A 19020-nucleotide genomic window follows, 5' to 3' on the forward strand; every position below is an offset into this window, starting at 1 on the left:
TTAATGTTGTTATTGTGTGCAAAGATGCGTCTCGTTACAACCTTAACGCCAATTAACGCTTTCGGGAGAATAGCTCATGAGTTTATTTGATAAAAAACATCTGGTTACTCAAGCAGATGCGTTACCAGGACGCAACACCCCGATGCCGATCGCCACTCTGCATGCGGTAAATGAACACTCTATGACCAATGTCCCTGCCGGGATGGAGATCGCCTACTTCGCTATGGGCTGTTTCTGGGGCGTAGAACGTTTATTCTGGCAATTGCCCGGCGTATATAGCACCGCGGCAGGGTATGCGGGCGGTTACACGCCTAATCCAACCTACCGGGAAGTCTGCTCCGGGCAGACCGGTCATGCCGAAGCGGTACGGATAGTGTACGATCCTGCCGTTATCCGTTATGAGCAGCTTTTACAGATTTTCTGGGAAAATCACGATCCAACGCAGGGGATGCAACAGGGTAACGATCACGGTACGCAATACCGTTCTGCGATTTATCCCTTGACGCCGGAACAGAGTGCCGCTGCTCACGCCAGTCGCGAGCGCTTTCAGTCGGCAATGGCCGCCGCCGGAAACCATCGCCCTATTACCACGGAAATCGCCCATGCGACGCCGTTTTACTACGCCGAAGATGAACACCAACAGTATCTGCACAAAAATCCATACGGTTACTGCGGGATTGGCGGGATCGGCGTTTGCCTGCCGCCTGACGCGTGACGACGCTGGCGTAGGGGGAACTTGTCGGAGTTGAAAATGAACCCTCTGGCGACTTTACAGTAGCTTACGCTATACTAGCCCTGAACTTATCGGCTCACTGCTACGAGCCGGTTTTCATTAAACGTTACCACACGGATTTATAAACTTCCCTTCCGAGGATCTGGCGTTTCGCCGGATAAGATATGTTAAACAGTATATTCATTATATTCTGCCTGATCGCTGTAAGTGCGTTCTTCTCCATCTCCGAGATCTCGCTTGCCGCATCACGTAAGATTAAACTTAAGTTATTAGCTGATGAAGGCAGTATCAACGCACAACGCGTATTGAAAATGCAGGAAAATCCCGGCATGTTTTTCACCGTTGTGCAAATTGGCCTGAACGCCGTCGCTATTCTTGGCGGTATCGTCGGCGATGCAGCATTTTCGCCCGCCTTTTCCGCCCTTTTCTCGCACTATATGTCGCCAGAACTCTCCGAGCAGCTGAGCTTTATTCTCTCTTTCTCGCTGGTGACGGGGCTGTTTATCCTGTTCGCGGATTTAACCCCGAAACGCATCGGTATGATTGCGCCAGAAGCTGTGGCTTTGCGTATCATCAACCCGATGCGCTTCTGCCTGTTCGTTTTTCGCCCGCTGGTGTGGCTGTTTAACGGCATGGCAAACAACATCTTCCGCCTGTTCAAAATTCCAATGGTGCGGAAAGACGACATTACTTCTGATGATATTTACGCAGTGGTGGAAGCCGGCGCGCTGGCGGGCGTCTTGCGCAAGCAAGAGCACGAACTGATTGAAAATGTGTTTGAACTTGAATCCCGCACTGTACCGTCTTCCATGACGCCGCGCGAAAGTATCATCTGGTTTGATCTGCACGAAGACGAACAAAGCCTGAAGAAAAAGGTCGCCGAACATCCGCACTCAAAATTTTTGGTGTGTAATGAAGATATCGACCACATCATCGGCTATGTAGACTCCAAAGATCTGCTGAACCGCGTGCTGGCGAACCAAAGTATGGCACTGAATGGCGGCGTGCAAATTCGCAATACCTTGATTGTGCCGGATACGCTGACCCTTTCTGAGGCGCTGGAAAGTTTCAAAACGGCGGGCGAGGATTTCGCGGTCATTATGAATGAATACGCGCTGGTCGTCGGTATCATTACGCTGAACGATGTGATGACCACGCTAATGGGTGACCTGGTCGGCCAGGGACTGGAAGAGCAAATTGTGGCGCGCGATGAAAATTCCTGGCTGGTTGACGGCGGCACGCCGATTGACGACGTCATGCGCGTGCTGGATATCGATGAGTTTCCGCAATCCGGCAACTATGAAACCATTGGCGGCTTTATGATGTTTATGCTGCGCAAGATCCCAAAACGCACTGATTCGGTGAAGTTTTCCGGCTACAAATTTGAAGTGGTGGATATCGACAACTACCGTATCGATCAGTTGCTGGTGACGCGTCTCGACAATAAAAGCAACGTACCGGCGCCGAAACTGCCCGATGCGCAAGGTAAAGAAGACAGCGCGGCCTGAAATCCGTTTGCCAGAAACATCAACGGCTCCTGATTCAGGAGCCGTTTTTTTTACTTTTTTAACCTACTGCATAGCACTTTTGGTTACGCCATCTCAGTTTGCAGACGCATAACCTGACGGTTAACTTCAGACATCACAGACAAGTGCTGCTTGTCTCTCACTTTTGGGATAAGAATCTTACCCTTATCGAACTCAAAAGCGCCAACATCCTTGATATATAACCGTCCACGGAACAGGATCTTCACGTACTTCGCCACCTGTAGCGGGTTGTAGCGTTGGAAAATTTTCATTGTTGTCTCCTGCAGAGTATTACGCCCTTGCGGTGCCACAATCGGCCCAACAGTTTTAAGGCGCAAATTTTAATGCCATATGACTATAGACCATATCTACGTCGTTTCCAGTGTGCATAAGTATATTTACCTTTTGATTACAGTTATTCAGAATTATCTAAACATCAGCTCATTTTTCTCAGTATATGCCTTCATTTTTCACAGGAAGTGTGCGCCCGCCCGCAAACTGGCATCCCCTTTGCGGGAAAAAGCATCAATCGCACATATGATTAACTATCGGCCCAAAGTGGTCGGATCACCTGCAAAAAAATAAAGAAGGAATGACCATGACCCTACGTAAAATTCTGGCGATGTCGTGTCTGCTACTCCCCATAATGGCTTGTGCGCATAACCTTGAAGTTAACCAACGGGTGCCGCCGGTAGGCATTGCCGACCGTGGCGAACTGACGTTGAATAAAGATGAGTTTAGTTATAAAAATTGGAATAGCGCGCAGCTGGCGGGAAAAGTGCGCGTCCTGCTGCACATTGCGGGTCGAACGTCAGCGAAGGAAAAAAACGCCACGCTGATTGAAGCGATTAAATCCGCCGGGCTCCCGCATGACAGATACCAGACGACCACAATTGTGAACACCGATGATGCGATCCCCGGCTCCGGTATGTTCGTGCGTAGCAGTATAGAAAGTAATAAAAAGCTCTACCCGTGGTCGCAATTTATTGTCGACAGCAATGGCGTGGCGCGTAACGCCTGGCAATTAAAAGAAGAGGGGTCCGCCGTCATCGTGCTTGACAAAGACGGTCGGGTTCAATGGGTGAAAGATGGCGCGTTAACCCAGCAAGAGGTACAGCAGGTGGTCGACCTGCTGCATAAGCTCCTCAGTAAATAGTCACCCGGAAGCCGGGGTTAAGGAACGACTCACGAGGGGTATAGTCCAGCGTTTTTCCCTGCCAGTCGTGAACGTGCGCCCCGGCTGCAACGGCAATGGCATGACCTGCGGCAGTGTCCCAGACGCTGGTCGGCCCAAATCTGGGGTAAAGCTGCGCCTGGCCTTCCGCCACAAGACAGAATTTCAGCGAGGAACCAATAGAGGTGGTCTGATGTTCGCCAAGCTGTTGGAGATATTCGGTGAGTTCATCATCCGTATGCGAACGGCTAATCACCACCAGCGGCGGGCGGGCATCCCGGACCTGAATCTGCTTACGCACCCCGCACTCCTCTTTCCAGGCCTTACCTTCCGCCGCGTAGTACATCACTTTCAGCACCGGCGCATAGACCACGCCCAACACCGGCTTGCCCTGCTCAATCAGCGCGATATTGACCGTGAATTCGCCATTGCGCTTGATGAACTCTTTGGTGCCGTCGAGCGGATCGACCAGCCAGTAGCGCTGCCAGTGCTGGCGCACTTCCCAGGCAGGCGGATCTTCTTCTGAAAGCACCGGAATATCCGGCGTGAGCGTGCGTAACCCTTCGAGAATCACGGTATGTGCAGCGATATCCGCCGCAGTGACTGGAGAATCGTCCTGCTTGCGGACGTACTCCATCGGTTTGGCTCCATCATAAACCTGCATAATGGCATCGCCCGCGTTCCGTGCAAGCTGGCATACTTGTTCTAACATTCTCCACCTCTTTATGACAGGGGCGTTAACTCGTTGTTTTACTTATACCCGATCGTTAAGGGTTCCGCCAACTGTGATACCGTCTGCGGTTTTGATAATACCTTTCATGGCATGATTCACCCTTCTGTGAACACTCGCAAAAAATCGGCCGGATGGGGCGGTTTCGCCTTCTTCTGGCGACGGTCGGAACGATATCGGGTTTCACTGTTTATCATCGCTATTTTTCACTATCCGGCTTTTCTATTGCGTTCTTAAAAGGTGCCTCTGATGATTAAGTTTAGTGCAACGCTTCTGGCTACGCTGATCGCCGCCAGCGTGAATGCGGCCACCGTCGATCTCCGCATCATGGAAACTACTGATTTACATAGCAACATGATGGATTTCGATTATTACAAGGATACCGCAACCGAAAAATTCGGATTGGTACGTACCGCAAGTTTGATTCATGCCGCCCGAAATGAAGTCAAAAACAGCGTGCTGGTGGATAACGGCGACCTGATTCAGGGGAGCCCTCTGGGCGATTATATGGCGGCAAAAGGGCTCAAAGACGGTGATGTTCACCCGGTCTATAAAGCGCTCAACACTCTGGATTACGCGGTTGGAAACCTCGGCAACCATGAGTTTAATTATGGTCTGAACTATCTGCATAACGCGCTGGCTGGCGCGAAATTCCCTTATGTTAACGCCAATATTATCGACGTTAAAACCCAAAAGCCGCTCTTTACGCCTTATCTGATTAAAGAGACGAACGTTATTGATAAAGACGGCAACCCGCAAACTCTGAAAATCGGCTATATCGGCTTTGTTCCGCCGCAAATCATGATTTGGGATAAAGCGAACCTGAGCGGCAAAGTTACCGTCAATGACATTACGGAAACCGCCCGGAAATATGTGCCCGAAATGCGCGAGAAAGGCGCAGATATCGTGGTAGTCATTGCTCATTCAGGCCTTTCTGCCGATCCGTACCACAGCATGGCGGAAAACTCGGTTTATTACCTCAGCGAAGTTCCCGGCGTCGACGCGATTATGTTTGGCCACGCTCACGCCGTCTTCCCCGGTAAAGATTTTGCCGACATCAAAGGCGCGGATATCGCCAAAGGTACGCTTAACGGCATTCCTGCGGTAATGCCTGGCATGTGGGGCGACCATCTGGGAGTGGTCGATCTGGTGCTCAATAACGACAGCGGCAAATGGCAGGTTACGCAGGCGAAAGCGGAAGCGCGGCCTATTTACGACGCCGCCGCTAAAAAGTCGCTGGCAGCGGAAGACAGTAAGCTGGTCGGTATTCTGAAAGCCGATCACGATGCCACCCGCGAGTTTGTCAGCAAGCCTATCGGTAAATCCGCCGATAACATGTACAGTTATCTTGCTCTGGTGCAGGACGATCCTACCGTACAGGTGGTGAATAACGCGCAAAAAGCGTATGTGGAACACTTTATTCAGGGCGATCCGGATCTGGCGAAACTGCCGGTGCTGTCCGCCGCCGCGCCGTTTAAAGTTGGCGGGCGTAAGAACGATCCTGCCAGCTTTGTCGAGGTGGAAAAAGGCCAGTTGACCTTCCGTAACGCCGCCGATCTTTATCTCTATCCGAATACGCTGGTGGTGGTGAAAGCCAGCGGCAAAGAGGTAAAAGAGTGGCTGGAATGTTCTGCCGGACAGTTTAATCAGATTGATATTCACAGCAACAAACCGCAATCGTTGATCAATTGGGATGGCTTTCGCACCTATAATTTCGATGTCATTGACGGCGTGAATTATCAAATCGATGTGTCACAGCCCGCCCGCTATGATGGCGAATGCCAGATGGTGAATCCGCAGGCGGAACGTATTAAAAACCTGACCTTTAACGGTAAGCCTGTCGACCCGAACGCTACGTTCCTGGTCGCCACGAATAACTATCGCGCTTACGGCGGCAAGTTTGCCGGCACGGGCGACAGCCATATCGCCTTTGCGTCTCCGGATGAAAATCGCGCCGTGCTGGCGGCATGGATTGGCGCAGAATCAAAACGCGCGGGCGAAATCCATCCGGCGGCGGATAATAACTGGCGTCTGGCGCCAATCCACAGCGATACGGCGCTGGATATCCGCTTTGAAACATCGCCAGGCGATAAAGCCGCTGCCTTCATTAAAGCGAAAGGGCAGTATCCGATGAAGAAGGTTGCCGTCGATGATATCGGTTTTGCCATTTATCAGGTGGATTTAAGCAAGTAACGTGTGTCCCGTATGGCGCTACGTTTATTCGGCCTGCCAGTCAGGCCGAATAAAGCGCTAGCCGCCATCTGATAAACGGTCCCGCTGCGCCAATACCTGCGGCAAATTCAGTTCTATCCAGTCCGCCAGCGCGGCGACTTTATCACTCACCTGCTCGCCAAGCGGCGTCAGGCTGTACTCCACATGCGGCGGAACAACTGGATATGACACCCGGTTGAGAAATCCGTCCTGTTCAAGCGCCTGTAACGACTGCGCCAGCATCTTTTCACTCACGCCTCCCATCTTGCGGCGCAGGTCGCTAAAACGGTGTGTACCGTCGCGTAACGCGACCAGAATCAGTACCCCCCAGCGACTGGTGACATGTTTTAACACCTCACGGGACGGGCACTGTTCAGCAAAGAGATTGCCTTCACGCAACTGCCGGGAAAGAGTATGAGCGCGCATTGATACTTACCTTTTTGTACGTACTTACTAAAAGTAAGTTTAGGTGGTAGCGTAATAAAACACAAGACCAACACTGAGGAGTTCACCATGATTGCTATCACTGGCGCAACAGGCCAACTGGGCCAACACGTTATTGAAAACCTGCTAAAAACGACGCCCGCCAGCCACCTCGTCGCGATCGTCCGTAACCCGAAAAAAGCCGCCCCGCTCAGTCAGCGCGGGATCACCGTTCGCCAGGCGGATTACGCTAACGAAGCCGCGCTGACCACCGCCTTACAGGGCGTTGATAAACTGCTGCTTATATCATCCAGCGAAGTGGGACAACGCACCGCGCAGCACCGCAACGTTATTCAGGCCGCCATTGCCGCGAAGGTGAAATTCATCGCCTATACCAGCCTGCTACATGCGGATAAATCGCCGCTGGCGCTCGCCGATGAACATATTGAAACGGAAAAGATGCTGGCTGAGTCAGGTATTCCTCACACGCTATTACGTAACGGCTGGTATACGGAAAACTACCTGGCGAGCGTCCCTGCCGCGCTGAAGCATGGCGTCTTTATTGGCGCGGCGGGAGAAGGGAAAATCGCCTCCGCAATGCGCGCTGACTATGCCGCCGCCGCCGCGCGCGTCATCTGTGAAGAGGGTCACGCCGGGAATGTCTACGAGCTGGCGGGTGATGACGCCTGGACATTACGCCAGTTGGCGGATGAACTTACTCATCAGAGCGGAAAAAAAATCGTCTACCAGAACCTGAGCGAAGTCGATTTTGCCGCCGCGCTGAAAGGCGCAGGCCTGCCTGACGGACTGGCGGATATGTTGGCCAATTCTGACGCTGGCGCGGCGAAAGGCGGCCTGTTTGATGACAGCCATACGCTGCGTAAACTCATCGGTCGCCCGACGACGACGCTCACAGAAAGCCTTCGCTTCGTACTGTAAGTGTTAAAATTTAGTTAATTTATGTAGCATCCTCATAGACCTTCTCTGATAATGACGGAACGGTTTATGAGGAGAATCTGATGATTAGCGGCGTGCTATACGCCCTGCTGGCAGGGCTAATGTGGGGATTGATTTTCGTCGGCCCGTTAATCGTGCCGGATTACCCGGCCCTCTTACAGTCAATGGGACGCTATCTGGCGCTGGGACTGATTGCCCTGCCAATTGCCTGGTTAGGCCGCACACGGTTACGCCAGTTGACGCGCAAAGACTGGTCCACCGCCCTGTCGCTGACCCTGATGGGCAATGTAATCTATTACGCCTGCCTCGCCAGCGCCATTCAGCGAACCGGCGCGCCGGTGTCGACGATGATCATCGGGACATTGCCAGTCGTCATTCCGCTTTTCGCTAACGTTCTCTATAGCCAACGAGACGGCAGATTATCCTGGCGGCGTTTAGCGCCCGCGCTGGCGCTTATCGGTTTTGGCCTGCTGTGCGTCAATATTGCTGAACTTAGCCAGGGATTGTCCGATGTTAGCGGCTGGCGCTATGGTTCAGGCATTGTGCTGGCGCTGATTTCCGTAGCGTGCTGGGCATGGTATGCGCTGCGCAACGCCCGCTGGCTGCGGGAAAATCCCGACAAACATCCCATGATGTGGGCAACGGCGCAGGCGCTGGTTACGCTGCCGGTCTCGTTAATCGGCTATGCGGCGGTCTGTCTGTGGCTGAGTATCCAGAAACCGCTGTTTACCCTGCCCTTTGGCCCGCATCCCGCGCTGTTTATCGGTCTGATGATCGCCATCGCGGTGCTGTGTTCCTGGGTGGGCGCGCTGTGCTGGAATATCGCCAGCCAAAAATTGCCAACCGTTATTTTAGGGCCGCTGATTGTTTTTGAGACGTTGGCGGGACTGCTCTATACCTTCATTCTGCGCCAGGAAATCCCGCCATTCCTGACGTTAAGCGGCATTGCGCTCCTGGTGGCGGGCGTGGTCATTGCCGTGAGAGCGAAACCGGAAAAAGCGACCGTCGTTCCGGTCACGGAACGCTAATCTGATACTGGCTTAAATTATACGCACCCCGAAAGAGTTATAGCCTCGCCTTAAAGAGGCATTTAAAATACAACTTATATTATTGCAAATGAGGTAACGGCTATGGCTTATCGCGATCAACCTTTAGGCGAACTGGCGCTCTCTATTCCCCGCGCATCGGCGCTGTTTCGCCAGTACGATATGGATTACTGCTGCGGCGGAAAACAGACGCTGGCGCGCGCCGCCGCGCGTCACGACGTCGATATTGACATCATAGAAGCGCAACTGGCGCAATTGGCTGAACAGCCCATCGAAAAAGACTGGCGCGCCGTTCCGCTGGCGGACATTATTGACCATATCGTTGTGCGCTATCATGACCGACACCGCGAGCAACTGCCGGAGCTTATCCTGCAGGCAACCAAAGTGGAACGCGTCCACGCGGATAAGCCAAACGTCCCACGCGGCCTGACAAAATATCTCACCGCGCTGCATGAAGAGCTTTCCAGCCATATGATGAAAGAAGAACAGATCCTGTTCCCCATGATCAAACAGGGTATGGGTCGCCAGGCAACAGGCCCGATAAGCGTAATGGAAAGCGAGCATGACGAGGCGGGAGAGCTGGTAGACGTCATCAAACACGTCACCCAAAATGTAACGCCGCCGCCAGAAGCCTGCACCACCTGGAAAGCGATGTATAACGGCATTAATGAGATGATTGATGATCTGATGGAGCACATCAGCCTGGAGAATAACGTGCTGTTCCCACGCGCGCTGGCCGGGGAATAATCCATCGCCAATAAACGATCCTGAACGTATAGGCAGGATCGTTTATTCTGAATCGACTAACGCTTTTTAGCGAGAGGTGAATGCATTATTAATAACCTCATATTTCCCCTCCTCAGTGACCAGATAATAACCGCTCTTGTCGATATGCGCAGTATCCAGCGTCCGCGTGACGTTACGCCGTTGCCCGCTATCCACCAGCGTATCACCGAAGAAATAGAGATAACGATCGTCATGAGCAAAAACATCAGAAAATGAACCATCGGGATTTTTAAACCACACCAATGGTCCAATAGGGTCGATAATCTGCACGCCCCCATCGCCGATAAAATAGATCTGTTTACCCACCAAATTAGCGCCAGCTTTCAGCTGTACCTGCGGATCAGGCAAGCGGGTGATGGTTAATACCCTGTCGACCGGAGAGACATACTTCGCCTGGTACAATAGATCTTTGTACTGTGCTACCGTCCAATTGTAATGAATGGGATGGAAATATTCTGGATCAACATTGGGAATAGTCGCTATTCGGCAGTCATCGCCTCGGCGCGATGCCTCTCGCGTCATCCATGTCACCTTATCCCGCTGTACATTAAACGTATTGAGACAGTCTTTGCCGAAGTAATAGCGTTTTACGCCTGCTTTGTCGCGATAGAGTAACTGCACGCCAGCGACCCAGCGCACAACATGAAAAGAGTTCGGATCGGCATCAATTGCCACACCATTAACAAAAACCTGCGTGGCGGTACGTAGAATAGTGTCCCACGGGCCAGGATTAGATGTAGTATCGCAGCTGGTCGGCGAAAACAGAATATTACGCTGCTCCCAGGATTTAACGCCCAGGATGGAATATCCCTGCGCACTAGCCAGCCAGCGTCCCTGAAAGTAGAGGTTGCGCCTGTCTTTAAGCACATCGCCGGAGTCGTTTAATTTGATGTTGCCGCCGACCTGCTGCAACGAATCTATATCGACCCTTTTTTCACCATGATTATCATCTGTGCGCTCGCCGTCGAAGTAAAGACTATCTTTATCAGCGGCAAAGCGTCCATACGCCCGAAAAGTCGCTGCATCCACTGGCGGCTTACCCGGTGGATTTTGTACGATTTTCCCAGCCCATAAAATATGCTGGCCGTCGGTTAGCCAATAAAACTGCCAGAAATCATTTTTTATTAGCGATGAAAAAGCGGCGACATGAACAAAATCATTACTCATTTTTCCACGGTCATTATATTCATTAACAATGCGGTCAGGAACGTGCCGTAGTTGACTAAATTTTACCTCTCGAATTTCAATATCTTTAAAATTAATACCATAATCATAATCTTCTTCAACTACATATTTCGTTCCCTGCCCCCACGGCTGATAGTGAAACAAAGCATATGGAATGCCGGAACAGGCCAGAGCTAACACTGGTGCCAGCATTAATAAAATCGATAAACAGAACTGTTTTATTCTCAACATTGCGCCATCCTGCGCTAGTGGTAATCAGAGGGAAGCAAAGAGATAACGTCAGTGGGCGCTGGTGATACCGTCGTCCACTCTGTTAATATCGGGTTATAGCGCTGCCATTGATCACGTGAGATCTGGCGATATAATTGCCCATCCGCGGACAAAGCCAGATGGTAGTAATTATAGGTAACTCTATCTATTTTCAGCGCCGGAAGTTTTTCCTGCGACGTAAAAATGCGCAGTACCCCCTCGCCCAACGCATTCGTGCTCACCTGATAAATACGATCCTTATACCAACCGGTGTTCCCGTTCAGACGAAAAAAATACTCCGGATCGACACCCGGCAGGGTTTCCACCTTACAACTGCTCCCGGCGTTGGTTGCCTCATGCTTCAGCCATGTCACCTCACGCAGGCCAATATTAAAATAGCCGCAGTACCGACTGGAATTATCAATCTCATAGTCATGCTTACCGGTTTTATCACGATAAATTAGTACCTCGCCAGGCATCCAGCGAATGATTTGAAATGTATTAGCATCAGCGGTAATGGGTATGCCGTTCACAATCACCCGTTGCGCCGTCGTCACAATAAACTCCCTTGCCGAAGTGGAATCCAGCCTCAACACGCGAAACCCATCGGCCCGCCCCAGCCAGCGGCCTTCATAATAGAGATTATTTTTATCCCGCAGCAGATTCCAGATTTTCGTCTCTGCCAGAGTTGCCATATCCACACGTTTTTCACCCGCATTGCTATCACGACGTTTACCATCAAAATAGAGACCGTGTTTATCGGCGGCAAAGGCGCCAAAAGACTGAAAGCTGGCAACATCAACGGCAGGCTCATCCCCGGTATTCTGGACGATTTTGCCTGCCCACAGGATAAAGCGCCCATCGCTGAGATAAGCGTGCTGACAAATATGATTGTCGTCGCAGTTATGGCTGTCGGGATTGATTTCTATTAACGGGCGAGGGTCTTGCGGGTGAGATAAATCGGCAATACGCCGTAAATGCGAATAGCTAACGTCAGGCAGTCGTGAGAGAATTTGCGGTTCGTCGTCGGCGGTATAAAAAACGCCGTCCTTATCCTGCTGATACTGAAAATCTGCGAACGCAGGAACAGGCAGCAGCAAAAGCGTAGCGCTTAAAATCCAGCGTCGAATGGTCATAATTACAGTTTGAAATAGGAGATTAATTTGTTACTTAAACCACTTTTTCAACGTATTATCCAGCGCGAGCCGCCATTATAGGAATTCATCAAGGCGGCACTTACCGTCAGCCTGCAATTTACAGCTGCCCTTCCTGAAGAAACGTTTTTCGCGTCTTTGCATCAGCGGACAAACACTCATTTCCTGAGCTTTTCATCTCCATACGCTATCAAATGTGGCGAGAAAAATAGCTCGTTAAGGAGCGGGAAGCGACAAAATGGGGCGTAAAAATGAAGAAAGCGCCCCGGTGGGTACGTTATGCGCATACCCCCTCGCCTAAGCGAGAGGGATAAATCCGTCATTTAGCCAGTTTGTTCTTACGCAGGAACAGCCAGCCCAGACCCAACGCGATAAACCACAGCGGCGTCACGATCAGCGCCTGGCGCGTATCGTCTTCCAGCGTCAGTAATACCAGCACGAACGCAAAGAACGCCATGCAGACCCAGCACATCAGCTTACCGAGCGGCATCTTATAGATGGATTTTTCATGCAGGTGGGGACGCTTTTTGCGGTACACCAGGTATGAACACAGAATGATGGTCCAGACAAACATAAACAGGATGGCCGAAACCGTAGTGATCATGGTGAATGCGCCAATCACGCTCGGGTTGACCATCAGCATAACCACGCCGCCCAGCAGGCAGATACAGGAGAAGGTCAGGCCTTTCGCCGGTACCGCGCGTTTTGATAGCTTAGCGAACGCTTTTGGCGCCACGCCTTCTTGCGCCAGGCCAAACAGCATACGGCTGGTCGAGAAGACGCCGCTGTTGGCGGAAGACGCCGCCGAGGTCAGCACAACAAAGTTGATCACGCTCGCGGCGGCAGGCAGACCCACCAGTACAAACAGCTCAACAAACGGGCTCTTATCCGGCACCACGGAACTCCACGGCGTCACCGACATAATGACAATCAGCGCAAAGACGTAGAACATGATGATACGGATCGGTATTGAGTTAATCGCGCGCGGCAGCGATTTTTCCGGATCTTTAGTTTCTGCGGCGGTAGTACCGACCAGCTCAATGCCCACGAAGGCGAACACCGCAATCTGGAAACCGGCAAAGAACCCGCTAATACCTTTCGGGAACCAGCCGCCGTCATTCCACAGATGCGCGAAAGACGCTTCAACGCCGGTCGGCGATTTAAAGTGCATCGCAATCATCACCAGCCCGACCACAATCAACGCCACGATGGCGACGATTTTGACCATAGCAAACCAAAATTCCATTTCACCAAACATTTTAACGGTGGCGAGGTTGAGGCTTAGCAGCAGGATCACTACCGCCAGCGAGGCGACCCAATCGGAAAGGCCGGGAAACCAGAACTGCGCGTAGGCGGTAATCGCCACCACGTCAGCCATACCGGTCACTACCCAGCAAAACCAGTACGTCCAGCCGGTGAAATATCCCGCCCAGGGGCCAAGCAGGTCGGAAGCAAAATCGCTAAACGATTTATATTCCAGATTCGAGAGCAGCAATTCCCCCATGGCGCGCATCACGAAAAAAAGCATAAAACCGATGATCATATACACAAAAATGATCGACGGTCCGGCGAGACTGATCGTTTTACCCGATCCCATAAACAGACCGGTACCAATAGCGCCGCCAATAGCGATAAGCTGTATATGACGGTTTGTAAGATTGCGCCGTAGCGACTGTTCAGCCGGAGCCTGTTCGTCGGCTGCGACTTTTACCTGATCTACCATGTTTTTCTTCCTGTACCTGTCTGTGTTGTGCGGGCTCTACGGCCTTTGGTCTATGATACGACGATCCTGTTATCAGGACTCATCGATATTAGGTAAGAATCGGCGGGATGAATACTAAGATTCAAATACAATGTTAATTTTATGTTTAAAATGAGTGTTATATCACTTTGATAATGCGAATTAGCTCACAAAAATACACGTAACGACGCCATTTGCAAAATAAAATATTGGCATTTGCTGAAGTCAGGGTTGCCGGATAAGGCGTTTACGCCATCATCCGGCAAACCCGGGGCGCTTACAGAATTTCCAGCAGTTCCACCTCAAACACCAGGGTGCTGAATGGCGGAATAGATGCCCCGGCCCCACGCTCGCCATAGGCCAGCTCCTGTGGGATAGTCAGTTCCCATTTGGAACCTACCGGCATCAGAGTCAGCGCTTCAATCCAGCCGGCGATCACGCCATTTACCGGGAATTCAGCCGGTTCGCCGCGCGCGACGGAGCTGTCAAATACGGTGCCATCAATAAGCTTACCGGTGTAATGCACGCGTACGCGGTCGGTACGCGCCGGAATCGCGCCTTCGCCCTGCGTCAGAACGCGGAACTGTAAACCAGATTCAGTACTGTTCACACCGTCTTTTTCGCGGTTTTCTTCCAGGTATTTCACGCCTTCGGCCGCCATCGCTTTGAAACGCTCACGACGCACCGCGTCCGCACGCTCATGAATTTCACGCAGCGCACGATGCACCACATCAACAGGAACCGCCGGGTGTTTACCTTCCAGCGCATCAGCAATGCCTGCAACCAGCGCTTCAGGCAACAGCCCTTCAAGACCGGATTCGCTGAGCTGCTGCCCTACCTGCAAACCAATGCCGTAGCTCGCTTGCGCTTCAATAGTGTCAAAAGTCGGGGTGGCCATTATTTTTCCTTCATCGGATATCAAAAAAGTAGCGGGCAGCATAACAGCCACGCTTCTTCTGGTAAAACTTTGTCTCAGGGAGGATGACAAATCGCAGGGAAAAAGAAACAATAGATTATCCGTATTGATGTCACGAAAGCGGATAGCACTACCAGTATCATAGCGTTAGCCATCTATACTCTATGATTAAGGAACGAGATGCGGAGCAGGAGGTAAACCATGCCCGGGCGCTTTGAATTAAAACCAACCCTGGCGAAAATCTGGCACGCGCCGGATAATTTTCGCATCATGGAGCCGCTGCCGCCTATGCATCGTCGTGGCATTATCATTGCCGCTATCGTGCTGGTGATCGGTTTCCTGCTGCCCGCCAGCGAGACCAGCGACTCGCCTGTCGTCACGCGGGAAGCGCAATTGGATCTGCAATCGCAATCACAGCCGCCGACAGAGGCCCAGCTTCAGGCGCAGCTGGTCGCGCCGCAAAACGATCCGGATCAGGTGGCGCCCGTTGCGCCGGAACCTATCCAGGAAGGCCAGCCGGAAGAACAAAACCAGCCGCAGACGCAGCCTTTCCAGCAGGATAGCGGCATCGGTCAACAGTGGCGCTCGTACCGGGTTGAGCCTGGTAAAACTCTGGCGCAACTGTTCCGTGACCACGGACTGCCCCCGACAGACGTTTATGCAATGGCGCAGGTAGAAGGTGCTGGCAAGCCGCTGAGTAATCTCAAAAATGGTCAAATGATTAAAATTCGCCAGAATGCCAGCGGGGTGGTGACAGGTTTAACGATAGATGGCGATAACGGTCAACAGGTGCTGTTTACGCGTCAGCCTGACGGCAGTTTTATTCGCGCGCAGTAACGCCGGCTACGCCTTATCCCGCCTGTACCCCATTCGTTCAGGTGAAGCATTACCGCTTCACCTTATTCACCCACCAAATCCCCGAACACACCAGCACCAGCGCAATCATGTATTTCCACTCCAATATATTCTCGCCGAGAAAAATAGCCGAAAGAGCAGCGCCGGAAACCGGGATCAGAAAGTTAAACGGCGCAATCATCCCCACGCGATTATATTTGAGTAAAATGCTCCATAGCGCAAAAGCGACCGACGAGAGCAACGTCAGGTAGACTAAAATCGCCACCGACGAGAAGCCATGTATCGTCAGCGTACCGCCAAAAACGTAACCGCCAATGACCAGTACCAGACCGCCAATCCCCAATTGATAGCCAGTCATGACCATCGGATCGACCGTCTGCGAGAGACGTTTGCCATACAATGTGGCCGCAGAAAGAATAAACGCCGCCAGCACCACGGAGCCTTCCCCCGGCAGATTAAAGCTGAAATCCAGGCCATTGCTGACGTTCACCACCATGACGCCCGCAAAGCCCAGAATACAGCCGAGCGTTTTGTTGTAGCTCAATCGGTCGTTCTGATAAATAAAGTGCGCCAGCAATACGCTGAAGAATGTGCCTGTCGCATTCATGATTGAGCCTTTCACGCCGGTGGTGAACGCAAGGCCGATATAGAAAAAGAGATATTGCAGCGACGTCTGGGTCAGACCCAGTAACGTTAACTGAGCAAACTGGCGCGGACGAAACCGACCAATCGGTTTACGCTGAAGCAGCGCGAACAGTAGCAGCAACCCACCCGCAAACAAAAAACGATAACCAGCAAAAACAATTTTAGAAGGGATATCATCGGTGGCTATCTGAAAGAGGTCATAACCGCTTTTGATGGCTGGATAAGCGCTGCCCCATAGCAGGCAACAAAATGCGGCACACACATAAACGACGTTTTTGCGGGCAAACGGGGAGGCCTGGCGTTGGGTATCCATTCTTTCACCAAGAAATTAAAATAATGTTTTATTTTTGATTATCGCGAAAAGAGGGGGAGATAGCCAGTCGAAAAGCGATGGGGTTAAAAAAGCAAAACGTCGGCGCTGGGCCGACGTTTCGTTGCTAGCAAAAACGAGAATGACTGATTACTCAGCAACCACGTTGATGATAACTTTTGCGAATACTTCGCTGTGAACCTGGAAGTTCACTTCGTGTTCGCCAGTGGTACGCAGAACGCCGTTCGGCAGACGAACTTCGCTCTTAGCCACGTCAACGCCAGCTGCAGTCACAGCGTCAGCGATGTCGCGAGTACCGATGGAACCGAACAGTTTACCTTCGTCGCCTGCTTTAGACGCGATAGTAACGGTTTCCAGGGCGTTGATTTTCTCTGCGCGTGCATTTGCAGCAGCCAGAACGTCAGCCAGTTTAGCTTCCAGTTCAGCGCGACGTGCTTCGAAGTATTCAACGTTTTTCTTGGTAGCCGGAACAGCTTTACCCTGTGGTACCAGGAAGTTACGAGCATAGCCCGCTTTAACGTTAACCTGATCACCCAGGCTACCCAGGTTTGCTACTTTATCAAGCAGAATAACTTGCATTACCTTATCCTCTCAAAGTCGTATTAATGGACCGTGACCGATTACTGATGGCGATCAGTGTACGGCAGCAGAGACAGGTAGCGAGCGCGTTTGATAGCGCGAGCCAGCTGACGCTGGTATTTTGCACGGGTACCGGTGATACGGCTTGGGACAATCTTACCGCTTTCGGTGATGTAGTTTTTCAGCGTAGCGATATCTTTATAGTCGATCTCTTGAACGCCTTCCGCGGTGAAACGGCAGAACTTGCGACGACGGAAATAACGTGCCATATGGCTAGTCTCCAGAATCTATCAATTCAATCTGCTCGGCATGCAGAACCATTTTGCTCAGACCGTTCTTTGCCTTGTGGCAAGAAATAAACCCCTGAACGGTTATGCGGCTGCCGACCGTTATACTGTGAGTAATGGCCTGGTTTTCGTGTCCGCTAACAATAACGGGCATTTGGCACCACGCCTGCCGGTGAAAGCCGGCTTCCTCTTGCACAGAACGATGCTCAAGCACGAACTGGCAATGCGGAATTCCTGATGGACTGACCTTTCGAAGGGGGGCCCTGCACACGGTGCCGGACAACGCCAGACGGTTGGTCATCAGAAATTACTCTTCAGAATCCCCAGCTTCAGCATCATCTGCGGTTTCGTTAGCGAAATCATCGCGACGCTCACGGCGCTCGTCTTTCGCTTTAACCATCGGAGAAGCTTCGGTAACAGCGTGCTTAGTACGCATAACCATGCTGCGGATAACGGCATCGTTGAAGCGGAAGGTAGTTTCCAGCTCATCGATCACTTCCTGCGGCGCTTCAACGTTCATCAGAACGTAGTGCGCTTTGTGCAGTTTGTTGATCGGGTAAGCCAGCTGACGGCGGCCCCAGTCTTCCAGACGGTGGATCTTGCCTTCTGCGCCAGTGATGGCAGCAGAGTAACGCTCGATCATACCCGGAACCTGTTCGCTCTGGTCAGGATGGACCATAAAAACGATTTCGTAATGACGCATCGAATTGCTCCTTACGGATTATTCAGCCTCCTGTCTGGGTCAGCCGCGGCCCATGGAGGCAAGGAACGTGTTAAAGGTCGGCTGAAAAATGACGCGTTATAATACTGGCGCCTGCGGGCAAACTCAAGGTGATTGTACAATTATTTATCGTGCCGAACGTAACGCCTGTCCCGTCGCATTTTGCTGCTGAGATATTAACGTTATATCGCGCGCCACTATAAACGGCCTGTTGCGGCAGAAAAATTGACACTGTGGTCAGCGCACTTTTTTGCCACACAGGGTTTCTTAAACATAGCGGCATACATCAATGGGTTGTTAATCAGGTAAAAAACGACAATACGATAATTTTTTGAACAACAGCATCAGAAAAGGTCGCCATCTCTGCGGCGGGTTATGGTTAAAATTAAACCAGAAGCGATTCACTAAAGGGGGATATCGCCAACCAGACCGCGCTGCTGAGGAGGTACTCTATGCGAGCCCGGATAATGTTATTTCTGGCTGCGCTTTTGCCTGGCATAACGGCAACGGCAGCCATCGAGTTAAATAATCATCAGGCCAGAAATATGGATGATGTGCGCAGCTTAGGCGTGATCTACATCAACCACAACTTCGCCACGGAAAGTGAAGCCAATCTGGCGCTGAATGAAGAGGCTGACGTGCGAAACGCAATGTATTATCACGTCATACTTATCCGGGAACCGGGTAGCAATGGCAATATACACGCCAGCGCGAATATTTATCGCTAGCATCAGGAAAACCAACGAAAAAGCCATAGTTGATTTGCCCCCT

The 19020-nt window shown here is 51.6% G+C and carries 22 protein-coding genes; 9 read left to right on the plus strand and 13 right to left on the minus strand.

Annotation, left to right across the window (positions count from 1 at the left end; translation table 11 throughout):
* Positions 1 to 76 precede the first annotated feature (76 nt).
* Both msrA and ACLJQD_RS04465 read left to right on the plus strand, forming a co-directional pair.
* Complete coding sequence (gene msrA / locus ACLJQD_RS04460; protein ID WP_000051464.1) at positions 77 to 715, plus strand: peptide-methionine (S)-S-oxide reductase MsrA; 639 nt, start codon at positions 77 to 79, stop codon at positions 713 to 715.
* Positions 716 to 897: 182 nt separating this feature from the next.
* On the plus strand, positions 898 to 2241 hold the full coding sequence (locus ACLJQD_RS04465) for a hemolysin family protein (RefSeq protein ID WP_000934970.1): 1344 nt from the start codon (positions 898 to 900) through the stop codon (positions 2239 to 2241).
* Between the two features lie 83 nt (positions 2242 to 2324).
* Here the strand turns inward: ACLJQD_RS04465 and ACLJQD_RS04470 are convergent, their stop codons facing one another.
* Positions 2325 to 2531, minus strand: a complete 207-nt coding sequence (locus ACLJQD_RS04470) for a DUF1107 domain-containing protein (protein WP_000689229.1) — start codon at positions 2529 to 2531, stop codon at positions 2325 to 2327.
* 326 nt (positions 2532 to 2857) lie between these two features.
* On the opposite strand from ACLJQD_RS04470, the gene ACLJQD_RS04475 reads away from it, so the two are divergent.
* Positions 2858 to 3415 (plus strand): YtfJ family protein, encoded by a 558-nt coding sequence (locus tag ACLJQD_RS04475; protein WP_000175302.1) that lies wholly within the window; start codon positions 2858 to 2860, stop codon positions 3413 to 3415.
* Here the strand turns inward: ACLJQD_RS04475 and cysQ are convergent.
* Positions 3405 to 4145 carry a 3'(2'),5'-bisphosphate nucleotidase CysQ gene (gene cysQ / locus ACLJQD_RS04480; protein WP_017441203.1) on the minus strand — a complete coding sequence of 247 codons (741 nt, stop codon included), beginning with the start codon at positions 4143 to 4145 and terminating at the stop codon, positions 3405 to 3407. The two genes, ACLJQD_RS04475 and cysQ, sit on opposite strands and share 11 nt — an antisense overlap.
* Before the next feature lie 267 nt (positions 4146 to 4412).
* Between cysQ and ACLJQD_RS04485 the strand changes: the two genes are divergently transcribed.
* On the plus strand, positions 4413 to 6356 hold the full coding sequence (locus tag ACLJQD_RS04485; protein ID WP_017441204.1) for a bifunctional 2',3'-cyclic-nucleotide 2'-phosphodiesterase/3'-nucleotidase: 1944 nt from the start codon (positions 4413 to 4415) through the stop codon (positions 6354 to 6356).
* A gap of 57 nt (positions 6357 to 6413) precedes the next feature.
* Here ACLJQD_RS04485 and ACLJQD_RS04490 read toward each other — a convergent pair whose 3' ends face one another.
* Positions 6414 to 6800, minus strand: a complete 387-nt coding sequence (locus ACLJQD_RS04490) for a winged helix-turn-helix transcriptional regulator (RefSeq protein ID WP_001201295.1) — start codon at positions 6798 to 6800, stop codon at positions 6414 to 6416.
* 87 nt (positions 6801 to 6887) lie between these two features.
* Between ACLJQD_RS04490 and ACLJQD_RS04495 the strand changes: the two genes are divergently transcribed.
* From ACLJQD_RS04495 to ytfE, 3 genes are all read left to right on the plus strand, one after another.
* Positions 6888 to 7736, plus strand: a complete 849-nt coding sequence (locus tag ACLJQD_RS04495; RefSeq protein ID WP_017441205.1) for an SDR family oxidoreductase — start codon at positions 6888 to 6890, stop codon at positions 7734 to 7736.
* A gap of 80 nt (positions 7737 to 7816) precedes the next feature.
* Complete coding sequence (locus tag ACLJQD_RS04500) at positions 7817 to 8782, plus strand: DMT family transporter (protein ID WP_000623290.1); 966 nt, start codon at positions 7817 to 7819, stop codon at positions 8780 to 8782.
* 102 nt (positions 8783 to 8884) lie between these two features.
* Positions 8885 to 9547 carry an iron-sulfur cluster repair protein YtfE gene (gene ytfE, locus ACLJQD_RS04505; RefSeq protein ID WP_000331471.1) on the plus strand — a complete coding sequence of 221 codons (663 nt, stop codon included), beginning with the start codon at positions 8885 to 8887 and terminating at the stop codon, positions 9545 to 9547.
* Between the two features lie 66 nt (positions 9548 to 9613).
* Here ytfE and ACLJQD_RS04510 read toward each other — a convergent pair whose 3' ends face one another.
* From ACLJQD_RS04510 to fklB, 4 genes are all read right to left on the minus strand, one after another.
* Positions 9614 to 11002 (minus strand): hypothetical protein, encoded by a 1389-nt coding sequence (locus ACLJQD_RS04510; RefSeq protein WP_017441206.1) that lies wholly within the window; start codon positions 11000 to 11002, stop codon positions 9614 to 9616.
* Positions 11003 to 11016: 14 nt separating this feature from the next.
* Positions 11017 to 12156 (minus strand): DKNYY domain-containing protein, encoded by a 1140-nt coding sequence (locus ACLJQD_RS04515; protein ID WP_000155543.1) that lies wholly within the window; start codon positions 12154 to 12156, stop codon positions 11017 to 11019.
* Positions 12157 to 12493: 337 nt separating this feature from the next.
* Positions 12494 to 13897 (minus strand): D-serine/D-alanine/glycine transporter, encoded by a 1404-nt coding sequence (gene cycA, locus ACLJQD_RS04520; RefSeq protein WP_000228321.1) that lies wholly within the window; start codon positions 13895 to 13897, stop codon positions 12494 to 12496.
* A 295-nt stretch (positions 13898 to 14192) separates the two neighbouring features.
* Complete coding sequence (fklB, locus tag ACLJQD_RS04525; protein WP_000235161.1) at positions 14193 to 14813, minus strand: FKBP-type peptidyl-prolyl cis-trans isomerase; 621 nt, start codon at positions 14811 to 14813, stop codon at positions 14193 to 14195.
* Positions 14814 to 15032: 219 nt separating this feature from the next.
* Between fklB and ACLJQD_RS04530 the strand changes: the two genes are divergently transcribed.
* Complete coding sequence (locus ACLJQD_RS04530) at positions 15033 to 15668, plus strand: OapA family protein (protein ID WP_001119446.1); 636 nt, start codon at positions 15033 to 15035, stop codon at positions 15666 to 15668.
* A gap of 49 nt (positions 15669 to 15717) precedes the next feature.
* On the opposite strand, the gene ACLJQD_RS04535 is transcribed toward ACLJQD_RS04530, so the two are convergent.
* From ACLJQD_RS04535 to ACLJQD_RS04560, 6 genes are all read right to left on the minus strand, one after another.
* The gene (locus tag ACLJQD_RS04535) at positions 15718 to 16644 is read right to left on the minus strand and encodes a DMT family transporter (protein WP_017441207.1); all 927 of its coding nucleotides are present in this window, start codon (positions 16642 to 16644) and stop codon (positions 15718 to 15720) included.
* Positions 16645 to 16791: 147 nt separating this feature from the next.
* Positions 16792 to 17241 carry a 50S ribosomal protein L9 gene (rplI, locus tag ACLJQD_RS04540; RefSeq protein WP_001196065.1) on the minus strand — a complete coding sequence of 150 codons (450 nt, stop codon included), beginning with the start codon at positions 17239 to 17241 and terminating at the stop codon, positions 16792 to 16794.
* 41 nt (positions 17242 to 17282) lie between these two features.
* Positions 17283 to 17510, minus strand: a complete 228-nt coding sequence (gene rpsR, locus ACLJQD_RS04545; protein ID WP_000135199.1) for a 30S ribosomal protein S18 — start codon at positions 17508 to 17510, stop codon at positions 17283 to 17285.
* Positions 17511 to 17514: 4 nt separating this feature from the next.
* A complete protein-coding gene (priB, locus tag ACLJQD_RS04550) occupies positions 17515 to 17829 on the minus strand; it encodes a primosomal replication protein N (RefSeq protein WP_001519453.1) in 315 nt (104 codons plus the stop codon).
* Between the two features lie 6 nt (positions 17830 to 17835).
* The gene (rpsF, locus tag ACLJQD_RS04555; protein ID WP_001216673.1) at positions 17836 to 18231 is read right to left on the minus strand and encodes a 30S ribosomal protein S6; all 396 of its coding nucleotides are present in this window, start codon (positions 18229 to 18231) and stop codon (positions 17836 to 17838) included.
* A 70-nt stretch (positions 18232 to 18301) separates the two neighbouring features.
* Positions 18302 to 18508 carry a hypothetical protein gene (locus tag ACLJQD_RS04560; RefSeq protein ID WP_024137305.1) on the minus strand — a complete coding sequence of 69 codons (207 nt, stop codon included), beginning with the start codon at positions 18506 to 18508 and terminating at the stop codon, positions 18302 to 18304.
* 193 nt (positions 18509 to 18701) lie between these two features.
* On the opposite strand from ACLJQD_RS04560, the gene yjfY reads away from it, so the two are divergent.
* A complete protein-coding gene (gene yjfY / locus ACLJQD_RS04565; RefSeq protein ID WP_001529484.1) occupies positions 18702 to 18977 on the plus strand; it encodes a DUF1471 family protein YjfY in 276 nt (91 codons plus the stop codon).
* Positions 18978 to 19020: the final 43 nt, after the last annotated feature.

Source organism: Salmonella sp. SAL04214 (assembly GCF_046550615.1).
GTDB classification, from domain to species: Bacteria; Pseudomonadota; Gammaproteobacteria; order Enterobacterales; family Enterobacteriaceae; genus Salmonella; species Salmonella enterica.

Bases quoted from the DNA above. Each gene is read 5' to 3' on its own strand.
- msrA (WP_000051464.1), top strand. From the start codon at position 77: ATGAGTTTATTTGATAAAAAACATCTGGTTACTCAAGCAGATGCGTTA.
- ACLJQD_RS04465 (WP_000934970.1), top strand. From the start codon at position 898: ATGTTAAACAGTATATTCATTATATTCTGCCTGATCGCTGTAAGTGCG.
- ACLJQD_RS04470 (WP_000689229.1), bottom strand. From the start codon at position 2,531: ATGAAAATTTTCCAACGCTACAACCCGCTACAGGTGGCGAAGTACGTG.
- ACLJQD_RS04475 (WP_000175302.1), top strand. From the start codon at position 2,858: ATGACCCTACGTAAAATTCTGGCGATGTCGTGTCTGCTACTCCCCATA.
- cysQ (WP_017441203.1), bottom strand. From the start codon at position 4,145: ATGTTAGAACAAGTATGCCAGCTTGCACGGAACGCGGGCGATGCCATT.
- ACLJQD_RS04485 (WP_017441204.1), top strand. From the start codon at position 4,413: ATGATTAAGTTTAGTGCAACGCTTCTGGCTACGCTGATCGCCGCCAGC.
- ACLJQD_RS04490 (WP_001201295.1), bottom strand. From the start codon at position 6,800: ATGCGCGCTCATACTCTTTCCCGGCAGTTGCGTGAAGGCAATCTCTTT.
- ACLJQD_RS04495 (WP_017441205.1), top strand. From the start codon at position 6,888: ATGATTGCTATCACTGGCGCAACAGGCCAACTGGGCCAACACGTTATT.
- ACLJQD_RS04500 (WP_000623290.1), top strand. From the start codon at position 7,817: ATGATTAGCGGCGTGCTATACGCCCTGCTGGCAGGGCTAATGTGGGGA.
- ytfE (WP_000331471.1), top strand. From the start codon at position 8,885: ATGGCTTATCGCGATCAACCTTTAGGCGAACTGGCGCTCTCTATTCCC.
- ACLJQD_RS04510 (WP_017441206.1), bottom strand. From the start codon at position 11,002: ATGTTGAGAATAAAACAGTTCTGTTTATCGATTTTATTAATGCTGGCA.
- ACLJQD_RS04515 (WP_000155543.1), bottom strand. From the start codon at position 12,156: ATGACCATTCGACGCTGGATTTTAAGCGCTACGCTTTTGCTGCTGCCT.
- cycA (WP_000228321.1), bottom strand. From the start codon at position 13,897: ATGGTAGATCAGGTAAAAGTCGCAGCCGACGAACAGGCTCCGGCTGAA.
- fklB (WP_000235161.1), bottom strand. From the start codon at position 14,813: ATGGCCACCCCGACTTTTGACACTATTGAAGCGCAAGCGAGCTACGGC.
- ACLJQD_RS04530 (WP_001119446.1), top strand. From the start codon at position 15,033: ATGCCCGGGCGCTTTGAATTAAAACCAACCCTGGCGAAAATCTGGCAC.
- ACLJQD_RS04535 (WP_017441207.1), bottom strand. From the start codon at position 16,644: ATGGATACCCAACGCCAGGCCTCCCCGTTTGCCCGCAAAAACGTCGTT.
- rplI (WP_001196065.1), bottom strand. From the start codon at position 17,241: ATGCAAGTTATTCTGCTTGATAAAGTAGCAAACCTGGGTAGCCTGGGT.
- rpsR (WP_000135199.1), bottom strand. From the start codon at position 17,510: ATGGCACGTTATTTCCGTCGTCGCAAGTTCTGCCGTTTCACCGCGGAA.
- priB (WP_001519453.1), bottom strand. From the start codon at position 17,829: ATGACCAACCGTCTGGCGTTGTCCGGCACCGTGTGCAGGGCCCCCCTT.
- rpsF (WP_001216673.1), bottom strand. From the start codon at position 18,231: ATGCGTCATTACGAAATCGTTTTTATGGTCCATCCTGACCAGAGCGAA.
- yjfY (WP_001529484.1), top strand. From the start codon at position 18,702: ATGCGAGCCCGGATAATGTTATTTCTGGCTGCGCTTTTGCCTGGCATA.